This is a genomic window from Ruegeria sp. BHSA162, from assembly GCF_059613385.1.
In genome coordinates this window covers 130,984-146,674 of record NZ_JBXWSK010000003.1, presented here as the reverse complement: position 1 = coordinate 146,674, position 15,691 = coordinate 130,984, and the positions used below count along the sequence as shown (strand labels likewise).

The window sequence follows — 15,691 nt, the reverse complement described above, 5'->3', positions numbered from 1 at the left end:
ACATTCAGGCCGCGCGCCTCGGCCGTGTCAGCCGCAGCAAGAACCAGCGCCGCTGCGCCATCCGAGATTGACGAGGAATTGGCCGCCGTAACCGTGCCATCCTTGCGGAATGCCGGCTTCAGCGTCGGTATCTTTTCCGGCCGCGCCGATTTGGGCTGCTCGTCCGAATCCTGAATGATTTCACCTTTGCGGCTTCGGACCGTGACGGCTGCGATCTCGTCCGAGAAGGCCCCGCTGGCCTGCGCTTCGAGCGCATTCGACAGCGATTTCAACGCGTATTCGTCTTGCGCCTCTCGGGTGAATTGATAAGCCTCGGCGCAGTCTTCGGCAAAAGTGCCCATCAGGCGGCCCTTGTCATAGGCATCTTCCAACCCGTCCAGGAACATGTGATCCACCACCTGGCCGTGACCGATACGAGCCCCGCCGCGCATCTTGGGCAGCAAGTAGGGCGCATTCGTCATGCTTTCCATCCCACCCGCAACCATCGAGTCTGCATGGCCAAGCGCGATCTGATCGAACGCCATCATCGCCGCCTTCATGCCCGACCCGCACATCTTGTTCAGCGTGGTCGCAGGCACCTCTTCACCCAGACCTGCCGCAAACCCTGCCTGCCGCGCCGGAGCCTGCCCCTGACCGGCGGGCAGAACGCAGCCCATCAAAACCTCGTCGACCGTCTGCGTCTTGGCGTTTTCAAGCGCCGCGCGAATGGCGACGCCACCCAGTTCCGCCGCAGGCACGCCGTCGAACATTCCTTGAAACCCGCCCATCGGCGTCCGGGCCGCACCAGCGATCACAACCTCTTTCATGTGACGACTCCTCCTTTTGTCGAGTGCTTGGATACCGAATGGTAAGAAATGCCGTCTAGCGTATTTCTACGATCGATCGACGGAATCCGAGGGAAGTCACGTGGCACTGAGCAGCAAAACGACAGGCGAAACGCAGATCATCACAGTCGACGCCGCCCGCATCGACGCCGCCATGGCGATACAGTTCAAGGAAGACATGCGGACCCAAACCGCGGATGGCGCCGGTCGGATCATCCTGGACCTGTCTGCGGTCAAGTTCATAGACTCCAGTGGATTGGGCGCGATTGTGGCGTCCATGAAGCAACTTGGAAATGGGCGCAGGCTGGAACTGGCAGGATTGCAGCCTGTCGTGGCCAAGGTTTTTCGGCTGACGCGGATGGATACGGTTTTCAAACTGCATCCCAACTTGGATGACGCGCTGGCCTCCGAGTTGGAGTGAAGCGTCAGGGGGCAAATGGCGTGACAGTCAACTGCGAAGACGGCCGACTCGAAGTGGCGTTCCCTGCCGTCGAAGCCGAGGCCAGCCGCGCCATCGCTTCGTTGCACGCGGGGCTGTCGAATCTCGGTTTGCCGGGGCAAAAGACTGCCGACATCAAGATCGTGTTGGCCGAGGCGATCAACAATGTTGTCGAACACGCCTATGCTGAGCGCGCGCCCGGAATGGTTCGGGTTTCCGTGCTGGACTCCAAAGATTACCTGGAGGTCCAGATCACTGACACCGGGCACCCCTTGCCCGGCCTGAAGATGCCTGATGGTATTCCCGCCAGTGTGGAAACCGATACTTCAAACCTGCCCGAAGGTGGATTCGGTTGGTTCCTGATCCGCACATTGGCCGACGAGGTGCGGTATGACCGCAGAAACGGCCAAAACCTGCTATTCTTGCGGTTTGAGCGCACAAAAAAAGCGGATCGGCCACAATAACGCCCAGATCGGACCATTGTCGCGCCGCAAACGACCGGCAGAAACAAGGGGTAGCTCAGATAGCTTCCCTCGGCGCCATGTGTCACAGCCCCCACCCAGTGAACGGCGCCGAGGACCTTCTCCTTGAAATGACTGGACATCAGCCAACGGCACCCTAGTGTCGACGCGTTCAGGAGGAGACCCATTCCATGCGCGATTTCCACGCCCCCGGCCGTTCCGAGGTTTTATCGACCGAAGGGATGTGCGCAACCTCGCATCCGCTGGCTGCAAAGGTGGCGCTGGATATTCTGGGCCGCGGCGGAAACGCAATGGACGCCGCCATTGCCGCGGGCGTACTTCTGGGCATCTGCGAACCGCAGATGACAGGTCTGGGTGGCGACTGTTTCGTTCTTTACAATCGCGCTGGCGAAACGAAGGTGCGCGCGCTGAACGGATCCGGGCGGGCGCCCGCTGGCGCCTCGGCCGAAGATCTGCGGGCCCGTGGGTTGGCTGCGGTGCCACTTGACGGCCCCGAAGCGGTGACGATCCCCGGGGCTGTTGACGCATTCTGCCACCTGTCAGAGGCCGAGGGTCGATTGGGGATCGAGGCCCTTCTTCAACCTGCAATTCACTATGCCGAAACGGGCGTTCCGGTTGCACCTCGCGTCGCGCATGACTGGTCGATCGGGGCCGAAACGCTGCAGGGCGCAGCCCGGGATCACTATCTGATCGACGGCCGCGCCCCAACGACAGGTCAGATGTTTCGCGCTCCGGGTCAGGCAGAAGTCCTGCGTCGCGTGGCCCGAAGGGGGCGTGACGCCTTTTACGAGGGCGAAATCGCCGATGACATGCTGGCCGCGTTGAATTCCCGAGGCGGTGTTCATTCGGCCACGGACTTTCACGACACAAAGTTCATCGAAGCCTCACCGGTCGGAGGTGACTACCGCAACGCTGAACTGCTGGAACATCCGCCGAACGGACAAGGCGCGACTGCGATCCTGCTTCTCAACATCCTCAAGCATTTCGACATTGCAGGCATGGACCCGTCGGGCGCCGAACGGGCGCATATCGAAGCCGAGGCGACCAAGCTGGCCTACGATGCACGCAACCGGTTCATCGCCGACCCGGATCATACGTCGCGCATGGAACATTTTCTGGCGCCGGAAACGGCGGCAAAGCTGGCCGAGCTGATTGATCCCCGGCGCGCCATGACTGCCGCAGCGCCGCTGACCGAAGCCGTGCACAAGGACACAGTTTACGTCACGGTCGTCGACCGGGACCGTATGGCTGTTTCTCTGATCTATTCGATCTTCCACAGCTTCGGATCGGGCATCGCCTCGGAAAAATTTGGCATACTCCTGCAGAACCGCGGATGTGGTTTCAACCTTGAACCGGGACATCCGAACGAGCTGGGCGGCGGCAAGCGCCCGATGCACACGATCATTCCCGCGATGCTGAAGCAAAACGGTCAGATAGCCATGCCGTTCGGCGTGATGGGCGGGGCCTATCAGCCGACAGGCCACGCGCGCCTGGTTTCCAACCTTCTGGATTTCGACTTGGGGCTGCAGCACGCCGTCGACGCACCCCGAGTTTTTGCCGACGGTTCGATCTTGAAGATCGAACCCGGTTACGATCGCAGGATCGCGCAACAATTGTCGGAAATGGGGCACAATGTCGTCGAAACGGAAACGCCACTGGGCGGTGCGCAGGCGATCCGAATCCATCAAAGCGGAGTATTGGAGGGCGCCAGCGATCCCCGAAAGGACGGTTGCGCTTTGGGTTACTGACGCCGCAATGGCGTCAGCACCGTATCAGTTCAGCTGGAAGTGCAGCGGATAGCTGCCGTCCTGAAATGGCCCGAACATGTTGGGAATATCAGGATGATCAACAGGTTCGCCAGACTGGTCGGCAATCAGATTTTGCTCTGATACATAAGCCACATAGAAGGATTGATCGTTCTCGGCCAGCAAATGGTAGAACGGCTGATCCTTGATCGGGCGGCTGTCTTCGGGAATTGCCTCGTACCATTCCTCGGTGTTCGCAAATTCCGGATCCACGTCAAAAATCACCCCTCGGAAGGGATGTTTCTTGTGACGAACCACCTGGCCCAGGCGGTACTTTGCATGTGTCTTCAGCATTGTTTCAGCCCCCAAGGCACTTACTAAACCTTTCCGCCGGCAATTGCCAATCATTGATCTGAAATTCGCGGAAACAGTCTGTGAACCTATGCCTGACAGTCGACGGCCTGCTGCACGGTTTCTTATACGATTGTGATTTCCTCGGCCTGCAATCTGCGCTAGAATAAAGAAAAAAGGCACGAGGCACATGAGCAGAAAACTTCTCGTACTCTTCGGGGTGCTGTTTTTGGCATCCTGTGGGGGCGGCGCACAGCGTCCGCCCAGCAACCTCAATGACGCTTGCGCCATCGCACGCGAGCGGCCGGACATGATCAAGGCGTTCAAGAGCACCGAACGCAAATGGGGTGTTCCGGTCCATGTCCAGATGGCAACCATCTACCAAGAAAGCCGCTATCGTCACGACGCCCGGACGCCCCACAAATATGTTCTTGGGGTTATTCCGATGGGCCGTCAGAGCAGCGCCTATGGCTTCAGCCAGGCCCTGGACGGAACCTGGGAAGAATACCAGCGCGAAACCGGGAAGCGGCGCGCCAAGCGTGACCGCATTCGTGACGCATCAGATTTCGTCGGATGGTACATGAACAAAAGCAGTCAGAAGATCGGCATCTCGACCAGCGACACGCGGAACCAGTATCTGGCGTATCACGAAGGTCGCGCGGGTTACGCACGCGGCAGCCATTACGGCAAGACCTGGTTATTGAACGTGGCCAATGACGTGGACGCACGCGCGCAGATGTACCAGGCGCAGCTGTCCAGCTGCCGCTATTGAAAGAGCCGCGGGTCAGCGATTTTCTGACCCGCGCCGCGCCTTGTTCGAAAACAGGCCGCTGTCGATTCTGACATCTTCGTTGAGGGGGCCCAGCAGCACCGTGGTTTGACCCCCGGCGTTGTCGTAGATGACCCATTTCCTCAGCTCGATCGGATTAGCCGTGAACATCAGCTCGATCCGCCCGGACTCGGGGTTTTTCGGGTCCTGCGCGGTGACGACCGTGGCTGTGCCATCAAATGTGTGGCCGACTACCATGTTGGCCTGCGACAGGTTCACGTTGCGCGCCAGAACCAGCGACAGCGGTGTGCGCTTCAACGGGTACTGCTCGGGCGGCTGGTTTGATTTGGGGTCGAACACCATCACCGTGCCGGCATTGGCCAACACGACCGCACTGTTGGGCGGATCGTATTCGAACCGCATCTTTCCGGGGCGCTGCAGCCACAGCTTGCCGGTACTCAGCGATCCGTCATCGTTGACTTGGGTAAACGTCGTCTGAACGGCCTTCAATCCGTTCAGATAGTTCGAGATCTGCGACAAGGGAAGCTTGTCGGCGGCCCAGGCTGCAGGGGCAGTCAAAGCAAGGGCAAGGGCAAAGGCAATCTGTTTCATGACACACAGATATGCGCTCTGCCCTTGTTATTAAATATCCTACTGTTCCGGGACGAGGATTTCGCGTTTGCCCACGTGATTTGCTGCCGAAACAACGCCTTCGTCCTCCATCTGCTCGACCAGCCGTGCAGCCTTGTTGTAGCCGATGGCAAGTTTCCGCTGGATGTAAGAGGTTGAACACTTGCGATCCTTGATCACGATGGCAACCGCCTGATCGTACAGCGCATCCTCACCATTGGTGTTGCCGCCGGTGTTCAGCCCCAGAACCGCGTCGATATTGTCGGCCTTGTCCTCGGACGGGCCGTCCAGCACGCTGCCGACATAGTCGGGCGGGCCATACTGCTTGAGGTGGTTCACGACCTCCTCGACCTCTTCATCCGACACGAACGGCCCGTGGCAGCGAGTGATCTTGGCGCCGCCAGCCATGTACAGCATGTCGCCCTGCCCCAGCAGCTGTTCGGCCCCCATCTCGCCCAGGATGGTCCGGCTGTCGACTTTCGACGTCACCTGGAACGAGATCCGGGTCGGGAAATTGGCCTTGATCGTGCCGGTGATGACGTCCACCGAGGGCCGCTGCGTGGCCATGATCAGGTGGATGCCCGAAGCCCGCGCCATCTGCGCCAGACGCTGGATGCAGGCTTCGATCTCCTTGCCGGCCACCATCATCAGGTCAGCCATCTCGTCGACGATGACGACGATATAGGGCATGGCCTTGGGTTCGAACTCTTCCGTCTCGAAAACGGGTTCTCCGGTTTCGTCGTCGAACCCGGTCTGGACCGTGCGGCTGAACATCTCGCCCTTGGACAGCGCGTCCTTCACCCGGCCGTTGTAGCCGGCGATGTTGCGCACGCCCATCTTGGACATCTTGCGATAGCGGTCCTCCATTTCGCCGACGACCCATTTCAGGGCAACCACCGCCTTTTTCGGGTCGGTCACGACCGGCGACAGCAGATGCGGGATGCCGTCATAGACGGAAAGTTCCAGCATCTTTGGGTCGATCATGATCAGGCGGCATTCGTCCGGTGTCAGCTTGTAGAGCAGCGACAGGATCATCGTGTTGATCGCCACCGACTTGCCCGAACCGGTCGTCCCGGCGATCAGCAGGTGGGGCATCTTGGCCAGGTTGGCCACGACCGAGTCTCCGCCGATATCCTTGCCCAGCGCCAGCGGTAGCGCATGGGTGCCGTCGCCGAAATCGCGGCTTGCCAGGATTTCGCGCAGGACCACCATCTCGCGGTTCTCGTTGGGCAGTTCGATGCCGATGACCGAACGTCCGGGCAGGGTCGAGACCCGCGCCGACAGCGCCGACATAGACCGGGCGATATCATCGGCCAGCCCGATCACGCGGCTGGCTTTCAGGCCCGGTGCGGGTTCCAACTCGTACATCGTGACGACAGGGCCGGGGCGGACACTGACGATCTCGCCTTTGACCCCATAATCATCCAGCACGTTCTCCAGCATCCGCGCGTTTTCCTCCAGCGCTTCGTCACTGAGGTGATGACGCTGAATGCCCGACGGGTTCGTCAACAGGCTGAGCGGCGGCAGTTCGAAATCCGTGTGCCGCTCTTCGAAAGACAGGCTGGGCTGCGCTTCGGCCTGAGCCCGTCGCGACGGCAGGACGTTGCGCCGGACGGGTTGCGCCACGACCGGCTTGCGCGGTTCGGCAACCGGGATCTTCAATGCCGGGCGTGCCTCGGCGATTGGGTCCTCTGCATCCTCGAACACCTGATCGTCGTCGATATCCTCCGGCGCATAGGCCGAGACCGGGTCTTCCGCGAACGTCTCCATTTCCGCAGAAGGCTGCGCCGGGTGACCTGTCAACGGCGGCTCGGGCGGGAGCCCGGCAGCAGTCAGCGGAGGTTCGGGCGGAAGGTTGCCCGCTCGCGGCGCATTCAGGATCAGCGGGTCGGGACCACGGCCGCGCCCCTTGGTCAGCGGGCGGTTCGGATCGGGCTCGGGCGCGATTTCACCGGTAGCGACCTTGCGGTTCTGGATCACCGCGGAGATCTTCGAGCGGATCCGGTCCTCGCCCGGCATCTCGTAATATCCGGTAACAGGTTCCGGGTCGACCAGTTCGGGTTCGGGCATCGGCTCGGGGCGGCGGATCAGGCCGGGCATGCGCGCAAGCAGGCCCGTTTTGACGGGCTCGGGTGCTGCGATCTCGGGCTCTTCAAAGACCGGATCGGCATAGGCCAGTTCATCCTCGAATTCGGCACCGGCGGCCTGGGTTGCCTTGCGTTCCTGCCGCTTTTCCCGGCGCGCCTGCGCGGCACGGGCCGTGGCCGAGGCCCCCTGCCCCAGCGCGGTCATCAGCATGTCATAGGCCATCACCAGACCCAGCAGGAAAGCCCGGAACCCGTGCCGGACGTCCGATTTGGTGAAACCCAGCACAAAGACGCCCAATGCCAGCATGCCGGCCGCCATGGCCAGCGACATCAGCTTGACCATGAAATGCGACGAGATCGGCAACAGCGTCAGCAGCGCCCCCATCACCGTGTCGCCGAACAGACCGCCCAGACCAAAGCTGTGCGTCGCGCGCCATTCGGCGCCGGGCACCAGCGTTGCGGCATAGACCGAGAGGACGGCGATCCAGATCGGCGCGAAAATCAGGCGGGCCACGGCGCGATCCTCGCCGAAATGGCCGGCAAAGCGCACGCCCCAGCCGACCAGCACCAGCGCGATGCCAAAGCTGCCCCAGCCCACGATCATGAACAACGGTGCGGCGATCGAAGCGCCGAACCGGCCCAGCCAGTTCTGCACCGGCGCGTCGGTCGAGACCATCCAGTTCGGATCATCCGGCGTGTAGGACCAGATCATCGCCGCGGCGGCCAGGCCGGCCAAGATCAAGGCGATCCCGATCAGTTCCTTGCTGCGCCGCTCGATCGCGGCCTGGGTGGTGCTGTCCAACAATGGGTCGCGGTTGCGCGCGTTGTAAGATGCCATGTGCCCTCGTACCTCACGAATAGATGCAGTCGCGGAGCGTGATCAGCCCGCGCTGCATCTCTGTTTTTGGGGCCACCATCGCGACCCTGATAAAGCCTTTGCCCGGGTTCTGCCCCGGATCCCCTTGTGAAAGATATGCGCCCGGCAGGACCCGAACCCCGGTTTCCTGCCACAGTTTCAATGCGGCCTGCTCGCCATCCTCGACGGGCAGCCAAAGAAAGAATCCCGCCTCGGGCGGCATATAGCCCTGAACGCCCGCAAACACCTGATCGGCGATGGCATATTTTTCCTGATACAGCGCGCGGTTTTCCTGAACATGCGCCTCGTCGGCCCAGACCCTGGCCGCCGCGGCCTGCAACGGCAGCGGCAAGGGCGCCCCGGCATAGGCGCGCAACTGCTTGACCCGCTTGATGCTTTCCGGCCCGCCCGCGATCAGCCCCGACCGCAGCCCCGCCAGGTTCGACCGTTTCGACAGCGAGTTGAACAGCGTGATCCGCTCGGGATCGGCGCCCAGCTCCTGCGCGACGGTCAGGATGCCGGTGGGCGGCGTATCGCGGTAGATCTCGGAATAGCACTCGTCGGCGAAGATGCGGAAATCGTACCGCTCGGCCAGCCGGATCAGCTCGGCCCAGTAGTCGCGCGAGGCGACGGCACCCTGCGGGTTGGCGGGCGAACAGATATAGGCGACGGCGGTGCGGTTCAGCACATCCTCTGGCAGGCCGGCATAGTCCGGTAGATGCCCGGTGGCCGCGGTGGCCGGCACGAAATACGGCTGCGCCCCGACCGAGATCGAGGCCACCATGTAGACTTGATAGAACGGGTTGGGGCACAAAACGATCGGCCGCTGGCCGTTCTTCTGCTCGGGGCAGAGCGCCATCGCGGCGTTATACAACCCCTCGCGCGTGCCGTTCAGTGCCATGATGTTGGTCTCGGGGTCCATCCGCACGCCATAGCGACGGTCGATCCAGTTGGCGATGGCCCCGCGCAGCGCGTCGGACCCCTCGTTCGGCGGGTATTTCTGAAATCCGGCGGCATTTTCCACGATGACATCGGTCACCCAGGGCGGAAAGTCATGCTTGGGCTCGCCAATCGTCATATGCACGACATCACCGCCCGGCACGTGATGGTCGAGCAGGGCGCGTAGACGCGGAAAAGCATAGGCCGGTAGGTTCGAAAACCGCTCGGGGAAATTCATGACTGCTGCCTCGATACCGGGATCATTGGCGCCCCGGTTTTCCAGCAGATTACAGGCCGAACCCCCGCGCGTCCAGACAAAGAGGTTCCGAATCAGGGGATTGTGGCATTCAGGTCAGAACCGCCTCGGCCGCCGCGCCCAGCCGCAAAAGCGCCTCTTCCGAGCCCGGATAGCCCAACATCATCAGCCCGCAGGACGGTATCGTGGTGGGCAGCGACAGCGCCGCCAGCCCCATCAGGTTGCCGATCCGGGTGTTGCGCAGGGCCAGAAGGTTCTCGGTGACGTAGTAGTCATGGTCGTTCATCAGCCGGTCCAGATCCGGCGGCAGGATCGGCGCGGTGGGGGCCAGAACCGCGTCAAAGCCGGCGGTGGCCGCGTCCCAGGCCGACCGGCAGGCTTTCAGCCGCGACCACGCGGCCACGTAATCCGGGCCGGAATGCCCCTTGCCCGCGCGGAACCGTTCAAGGATTTCGGGATACATCGCCTCAGGGTTGGCCTCGATCACGTCACGCCACAGGCCATAGGCTTCGGTGGTGTAGAGAACACCGGACAGGCCCATCGCCTCGACCAGTTCCGGCACCTCCAGCGGCACGATTTCGGCCCCTGCATCACGCAAGCGGTCCAGCGCCTCGGCATAGGCCTGGCGTGGCGCGTCGCGCAGATCGTCCTGCGCGATGGTCTGCAGATCGGCAAACCGCCGCCCCTTCAGGCTGGCGCCCCGCAGATCGGCCGGCGTTCCGCCTTCCAGCAGCGCCAGCATCTGCGCCGCATCCTCGACCGACCGCGCCAGCGGGCCGACCGTGTCGAACCGCAGGCACAGGGGCACCACGCCCTCGAGGCTCAACCGCCCCGACGTGGTTTTCAGCCCCACCAAGTCGTTCCACGCGGCCGGAATGCGCACCGATCCGCCCGTATCCGAGCCGATTCCGCAGGCCGCCAGACCAAAGGCCACCGACGCCACCGCACCCGAGGACGACCCGCCCGGAACCGCCTTTTCGTCATTCACGCAGGGCGGCGTCGCGGTGACGGGGTTCAGGCCAAGGCCCGAGAAGGCCAGCTCGCTCATATGCGTCTTGCCCAGACAGACCGCGCCCATGGCCGTCGCGTTGCGCAGAACGGTTGCGTCATGGTCGGGAACCCGGCCGCGCAGCAGGGCCGATCCGGCCTCGGTTCCGATCCCGGCGGTGTCGAACAGATCCTTCCAGCTGATCGGCACCCCATCCAGCAGGGACCGGCGCAGCCCTTGGGCCACCCGTTCCTTGGCCGCGCGGGCTTCGGCGCGGGCGCGGTCATGCGTGACGCGGGCATAGATGCGATCGCGGTGCGGATGGGCGTCGATGGCCGCCAGATAGACCTCGGTCAGTTCCTCGGGATCGATCTGCCCCATGCCGATCCCCCGGCCCAGGTCACATGCCGTCATGGTCAGCCAGTCCTGCATCTTTGCCCCCTTGTCGGAAAAATTCGTGTTTCGGCGACGGTAGCGACAGGACTGCACATGGACAATCCCGAAAGGGCGCGCATATTGCACCGCATGACACAGGTTTCCGATATCTTGATCGTGGGCGGCGGGCTGAACGGCCCTGCCCTGGCGCTGGCGCTGGCGCAGACCGGGCACAGCGTCACCGTGATCGACGCGCTGGCCGAGAAGGTGCGCAAGAACGCGGCGTTCGACGGGCGTGCCTATGCGCTGGCGCTGGCCTCGCAACGGTTGCTGGCCGCGATCGGCATTTGGGAGCGGGTCGCGGACCACGCCCAGCCGATGTTGGAGATCAAGGTCACCGATGGCCATGCGGGCGCAGGCCCGTCGCCGTTTTTCATGCATTTCGACCATGCCGAGATCGAGGAAGGCCCGATGGGCTATATGGTCGAGGACCGTCACCTGCGGCGCGCGTTTCTTGCGGCGATGGAGGCAGAACCGGCGATCACTCGGGTCGATGGCAAAACCGTGGTTGCGCAGGAAACCGGGCCTGGTGGCGTGACCGTGTCGCTGCATGACGGATCGGCGCTGTCCGGTCGGCTTCTGGTGGGGTGTGACGGCCGCCGCAGCGGCACCGCCGCCCGCGCCGGGATCAAGCGGACTGGATGGGACTACGGCCAGACCGCGCTGGTCTGCGCCATCGAACACGACCTGCCCCACCACGGCATCGCACATCAGTTCTTCATGCCCCCCGGCCCGCTGGCGATCCTGCCGCTGACCGGCAACCGCAGCTCGATCGTCTGGAGCGAACGCTCTGACACCGCGCAGCGCATCAACGCGCTGGACGAGGCCGAGTACCTTCAAGTTCTGCGGCCCAGGTTCGGCGATTTTCTGGGTAACATCCGCCTGCAGGGCGACCGGTTCACCTATCCGCTGAACCTGACCATCGCCAATTCCTTCATCGCAGAGCGGCTGGCACTGGTGGGTGATGCGGCCCATGGCATGCACCCGATCGCCGGTCAGGGGCTGAACGCCGGGCTGCGCGACGTCGGCGCTCTGGCCGAGGTGCTGACGCTGGCCGGGCGACGCGGCGAGGACATCGGCTCGGTGCTGGTTCTGGAGCGCTACCAGGAATGGCGCCGCTTTGACACGGCGGCCCTGGCAATGGCGACGGATGTGTTCAACAAGCTGTTTTCGAACGACAATCCGATCCTGCGGCTGGGGCGCGACATCGGAATGGGCATCGTGGGCTCCCTGCCCGGCCTGCGCCGCGGCTTCGTGCGAGAGGCCGCCGGTTTGACAGGCGACCTGCCCAGGTTGCTGCAGGGCCGCCCGATCTAGTCGAGCTTGCGCGCCTCGTCCACCAGCATCACCGGAATCCCGTTGCGGATGGGAAAAGCCAGACCAGCGGCTTTCGAGACCAGCTCCTGCCGCTCGGCGTCATATTCCAGGGTGGTGTGGGTCTGGGGGCAGATCAGCGCCTCGAGCATGTGGCGGTCGAACCCCGGTTCCGTTTCAGTCATTGCAGTTGTTCCTCGTTTGAACCCCCGCGCAGCGAGAATTCGATCAGTGTGACAAGCGTTTCGCGCCGGGTGCGCAGACAGGGCGCCTCAAGCAGGGCCTGCTTGTCCTCAGGGTCGAAATCCAGAAGCATAGACAGGGAATTGACCAGCAATTCGTCATCCGCCTCGTTCAGTGACTCCCAATCGGTCGAGAGCTGGCGAGCGGAAAAGTACCGCCCCAGCAGACGCAGGAAACCGGACCGGTCGAACGTATCGTCGATTTCCCCTTTGCCCAGATCGCGGTCGAACCCGTCCCAGGTGACGGCGCAGCGACGATACGGCGTGAAACCATCCAATTCGGATTGGATGCGAAATCGGGACACACCGGACAACGTGATCAGATAGCGCCCGTCTTCGGTCTCGGAAAACTGCGTTACACGTCCGGCGCATCCGATCCGATGCAACTTGGTGTCGTCGTTCTGACAAGGGTTCGGCTGGACCATGCCGATCAACCGCTCTTTGGTTTTCAAGGCGTCATCCAGCATTTGCAGGTAGCGAGGCTCGAAAATATGCAGCGGCAGGCGCGACCGGGGCAGCAACAGCGCCCCGGGCAGAGGAAACACGGACACCGTGTCCGGCAGATCGGCGGGATGCATCATGTTTCCGATTCTAGCTCTGATGCGCGGTTAGGCAAATATCATCGAGCTGAGTTTGCGGCGACCGTTCAAAACGATCGGGTCATTGGCCTTGAGCGCATCGAAGATGGTGAACAACTGCGCCTTGGCTGCGCCATCATTCCATTCCCGATCGCGGCGGAACAGCTCCAGAAGCTGGTCAACCGCCTCGGCGGCCTTGCCGTTGGCATAGAGCGCTTGCGCCAGGTCAAACCGGGCCTGATGGTTGTCGGGATCTGCTTCGACCGCTGCCGTCAACTCGGCCACCGGCCCGGCATTTGCGGCCTGTTTGGCCAGTTCCAGCTGCGCATGGGCAGCTTCCAACTCGGCCGTCGTTGAAATCTCGGCCGGAGCGCCGTTCAGGATCGCCTCGGCCTGATCAAGGTCACCCATCGCGATATGCGCCCGCACCAGGCCGCCATAGGCCGCGGCATGTTTGGGGTCTTCGCCAAGAATGGCGGCAAAGGTCTGGGCCGCATCCACTGCCGCGCCATCATTCAGCATCTCTTCGGCGGCCTCCACGGCCTCGTCCAGCTGCCCGCCCGGGCTCTGGCCACCGGCGGCCTCGATCACACGGTCGATAAAGGCCTTGATCTCCGATCCTGGCAAAGCGCCTTGGAATCCGTCAACCGGCTGCCCCTTGAAGAAGGCATAGACGGTCGGAATCGACTGGATACGCAATTGTGAGGCGATCATCTGCGCCTCGTCCACGTTGATTTTCACCATCTTGACCGCGCCCTTGGCCGCGGTCACGGCCTCTTCCAAGGCCGGACCCAAGGTCTTGCAGGGACCGCACCAGGGCGCCCAGAAGTCGACGATAATGGGCAATTCCTGCGATGCCTCGACGACATCGGCCATGAAAGTGGCCTCGGTTCCGTCTTTGATCAGATCGGTGGCTGCGGGGCTGCCGGCGCCGTTCAGAAGTTCCATGGCATTCACTCTCCGGATTCAGTCTTGCGCCTTATATGCAACCAGCCGACCGGGAAACCAAGGGCCGAGTTGCGGAATCCCGCACAGATCAAAGATCGAAACTGGCAAAGACGGGCGCGTGGTCGCTGGGCTTCTCCCAGCCGCGCGCGTCGCGCAGGACGCGGCTGGAATGGCCGGCGTTCGAGATATCAGGCGTCGCCCAGACGTGATCCAGGCGCCGCCCCTTGTCAGCCGCATCCCAGTCACGGGCGCGATAGGACCACCAGCTGTAGAGCTGTCCCTCGGGGATGTCCTGCCGGGTGATATCGACCCAGCCGCCCGCATCCTGCGTCTCGGCCAGTTGCGCGACCTCGATCGGCGTGTGCGACACGACCTTGAGCAGTTGCTTGTGCGACCACACGTCATCCTCGCGCGGGGCGATGTTCAGGTCACCGACCAGAATGGATTTCTGCGGCTTTTCAGCGTGGAACCAGTCGCGCATGTCGGTCAGGTAATCCAGCTTCTGGCCAAATTTCTCGTTCACCTCGCGATCGGGAACGTCGCCGCCTGCCGGGACGTAGAAATTGTGGATGATCACCCCGTTTTCCAGTTGCCCCGCCACATGCCGGGCATGGCCCAGCCCGGCAAAGTCCTGATCGCCCAGATCCGTGATCGGCAGGCGCGACAGGATGGCCACGCCGTTATAGCCCTTTTGACCGCGGGCAATCATGTGGGTGTAGCCAAGTTCCGCGAATCCCTCGGTCGGGATCTTGTCGACCGGCGATTTGCACTCTTGCAGGCACAGCACGTCCGGCGCTTCTTCCTGCAGCAGCTTCAGCACGATCGGCTCGCGCAGGCGAACGGAATTGATGTTCCAGGTGGCCAGAGTGAAAGGCATGATCGGGGTTCCCTTGTCGCGACTCGGGCAAACTAGCGCGGCAGGTGCCGGGGTGCCATCCGAAAAAAAGCCGGGCCAAAGGCCCGGCAGTCCAACAGGGAGGTACATGTCATGACCCGGACATGCACGGGATGGGATTATCCTAAAGATGCTTGCAGAGTATCACTTTGATCCACATCAATCCACCTATGGTTACGACACCAGTCGATATCCACCAGATTCTGTGACCAAAAGGCGCGCATTGGAGGGATCGGGCTCGATTTTCTGACGCAGCCGGTAGATGTGCGTTTCCAGCGTATGTGTGGTTACACCGGCGTTGTAGCCCCAGACCTCGTGCAGCAGCACATCGCGCGCCACCACGCCGTCGGTCGAGCGATACAGGAACTTGAGAATGTTGGTTTCCTTCTCGGTCAGCCGAATCTTGCGGTCGTCCTCGGTGATCAACATCTTCATCGCGGGTTTGAAAGTATAGGGCCCCAGGACAAAAACGGCATCTTCAGACTGTTCGTGCTGGCGCAGCTGCGCACGGATCCGGGCCAGAAGCACCGGGAACTTGAACGGCTTTGAAACATAGTCGTTGGCGCCCGCATCCAACCCCAAAATCGTATCGGCATCGCTGTCATGGCCGGTCAGCATCAGGATCGGGCTTTTGACCCCCTGCTTGCGCATCAGGCGGCACAGCTCACGCCCATCCGTGTCGGGCAAACCCACATCCAGGATCACAAGGTCATAGATGGCTTCGCGCGCCCGCTCCATCGCGGATTGGCCGTCGGAGGCTTCGAATACATCAAAGTCCTCGGTCATCACCAACTGCTCGCTGAGCGCCTCGCGCAGGTCTTCATCGTCATCGACCAGCAGGATTTTCTTGAGTTGCGCCATGTCCCGGTCCTCCTAAACCTTTTGCAACACTTGAGCGTGGAAGATGCAATCA

The 15,691-nt window shown here is 62.4% G+C and carries 16 protein-coding genes; 5 read left to right on the top strand and 11 right to left on the bottom strand.

Annotated features, from left to right (window positions below; translation table 11 throughout):
- Window positions 1-806 (bottom strand): acetyl-CoA C-acyltransferase (locus tag AC2FM5_RS02285; RefSeq protein WP_496733659.1); only part of this gene is annotated, 806 nt, incomplete at its 3' end.
- A gap of 100 nt (window positions 807-906) precedes the next feature.
- On the opposite strand from AC2FM5_RS02285, the gene AC2FM5_RS02280 reads away from it, so the two are divergent.
- The 3 genes from AC2FM5_RS02280 (at window position 907) to AC2FM5_RS02270 (ending at window position 3,493) form a co-directional block, all read left to right on the top strand.
- Complete coding sequence (locus AC2FM5_RS02280; RefSeq protein ID WP_480637332.1) at window positions 907-1,245, top strand: STAS domain-containing protein; 339 nt, start codon at window positions 907-909, stop codon at window positions 1,243-1,245.
- A gap of 20 nt (window positions 1,246-1,265) precedes the next feature.
- Entirely contained in the window at window positions 1,266-1,727 is a 462-nt protein-coding gene (locus tag AC2FM5_RS02275; RefSeq protein WP_170342288.1) for an ATP-binding protein, read from the top strand.
- Window positions 1,728-1,915: 188 nt separating this feature from the next.
- Window positions 1,916-3,493, top strand: coding sequence for a gamma-glutamyltransferase family protein (locus tag AC2FM5_RS02270; protein WP_496733657.1), 1,578 nt, complete (start codon window positions 1,916-1,918; stop codon window positions 3,491-3,493).
- Between the two features lie 24 nt (window positions 3,494-3,517).
- Here AC2FM5_RS02270 and hspQ read toward each other — a convergent pair whose 3' ends face one another.
- Window positions 3,518-3,844, bottom strand: coding sequence for a heat shock protein HspQ (gene hspQ / locus AC2FM5_RS02265; protein ID WP_170341320.1), 327 nt, complete (start codon window positions 3,842-3,844; stop codon window positions 3,518-3,520).
- A gap of 187 nt (window positions 3,845-4,031) precedes the next feature.
- Here hspQ and AC2FM5_RS02260 point away from each other — a divergent pair, with 187 nt between their 5' ends.
- Window positions 4,032-4,613 carry a transglycosylase SLT domain-containing protein gene (locus tag AC2FM5_RS02260; protein WP_093964271.1) on the top strand — a complete coding sequence of 194 codons (582 nt, stop codon included), beginning with the start codon at window positions 4,032-4,034 and terminating at the stop codon, window positions 4,611-4,613.
- Window positions 4,614-4,625: 12 nt separating this feature from the next.
- Here AC2FM5_RS02260 and AC2FM5_RS02255 read toward each other — a convergent pair whose 3' ends face one another.
- The 4 genes from AC2FM5_RS02255 to AC2FM5_RS02240 form a co-directional block, all read right to left on the bottom strand.
- A complete protein-coding gene (locus AC2FM5_RS02255; RefSeq protein ID WP_170342281.1) occupies window positions 4,626-5,222 on the bottom strand; it encodes a LolA family protein in 597 nt (198 codons plus the stop codon).
- Window positions 5,223-5,261: 39 nt separating this feature from the next.
- Window positions 5,262-8,165: a DNA translocase FtsK gene (locus AC2FM5_RS02250; protein ID WP_496733656.1), complete on the bottom strand. Its 2,904-nt coding sequence runs from the start codon at window positions 8,163-8,165 to the stop codon at window positions 5,262-5,264.
- 13 nt (window positions 8,166-8,178) lie between these two features.
- A complete protein-coding gene (locus AC2FM5_RS02245; protein ID WP_496733655.1) occupies window positions 8,179-9,360 on the bottom strand; it encodes an aminotransferase class I/II-fold pyridoxal phosphate-dependent enzyme in 1,182 nt (393 codons plus the stop codon).
- Between the two features lie 109 nt (window positions 9,361-9,469).
- Entirely contained in the window at window positions 9,470-10,798 is a 1,329-nt protein-coding gene (locus AC2FM5_RS02240; RefSeq protein ID WP_170444338.1) for an amidase, read from the bottom strand.
- Window positions 10,799-10,891: 93 nt separating this feature from the next.
- Here AC2FM5_RS02240 and AC2FM5_RS02235 point away from each other — a divergent pair, with 93 nt between their 5' ends.
- The gene (locus AC2FM5_RS02235; RefSeq protein ID WP_496733654.1) at window positions 10,892-12,118 is read left to right on the top strand and encodes an FAD-dependent monooxygenase; all 1,227 of its coding nucleotides are present in this window, start codon (window positions 10,892-10,894) and stop codon (window positions 12,116-12,118) included.
- On the opposite strand, the gene AC2FM5_RS02230 is transcribed toward AC2FM5_RS02235, so the two are convergent.
- The 5 genes from AC2FM5_RS02230 to AC2FM5_RS02210 all read right to left on the bottom strand — a co-directional run bounded on the left by AC2FM5_RS02230 (window position 12,115) and on the right by AC2FM5_RS02210 (window position 15,639).
- A complete protein-coding gene (locus AC2FM5_RS02230; RefSeq protein WP_093964266.1) occupies window positions 12,115-12,300 on the bottom strand; it encodes a Trm112 family protein in 186 nt (61 codons plus the stop codon). The two genes, AC2FM5_RS02235 and AC2FM5_RS02230, sit on opposite strands and share 4 nt — an antisense overlap.
- Entirely contained in the window at window positions 12,297-12,938 is a 642-nt protein-coding gene (locus tag AC2FM5_RS02225; protein WP_093964265.1) for an LON peptidase substrate-binding domain-containing protein, read from the bottom strand. The genes AC2FM5_RS02230 and AC2FM5_RS02225 overlap by 4 nt, the downstream gene beginning before the upstream one ends.
- Before the next feature lie 27 nt (window positions 12,939-12,965).
- On the bottom strand, window positions 12,966-13,883 hold the full coding sequence (locus AC2FM5_RS02220) for a thioredoxin family protein (RefSeq protein ID WP_170341311.1): 918 nt from the start codon (window positions 13,881-13,883) through the stop codon (window positions 12,966-12,968).
- A gap of 88 nt (window positions 13,884-13,971) precedes the next feature.
- Window positions 13,972-14,760, bottom strand: a complete 789-nt coding sequence (locus AC2FM5_RS02215; protein ID WP_170364920.1) for an exodeoxyribonuclease III — start codon at window positions 14,758-14,760, stop codon at window positions 13,972-13,974.
- A gap of 192 nt (window positions 14,761-14,952) precedes the next feature.
- Window positions 14,953-15,639, bottom strand: coding sequence for a response regulator transcription factor (locus AC2FM5_RS02210; RefSeq protein WP_093964262.1), 687 nt, complete (start codon window positions 15,637-15,639; stop codon window positions 14,953-14,955).
- Window positions 15,640-15,691: the final 52 nt, after the last annotated feature.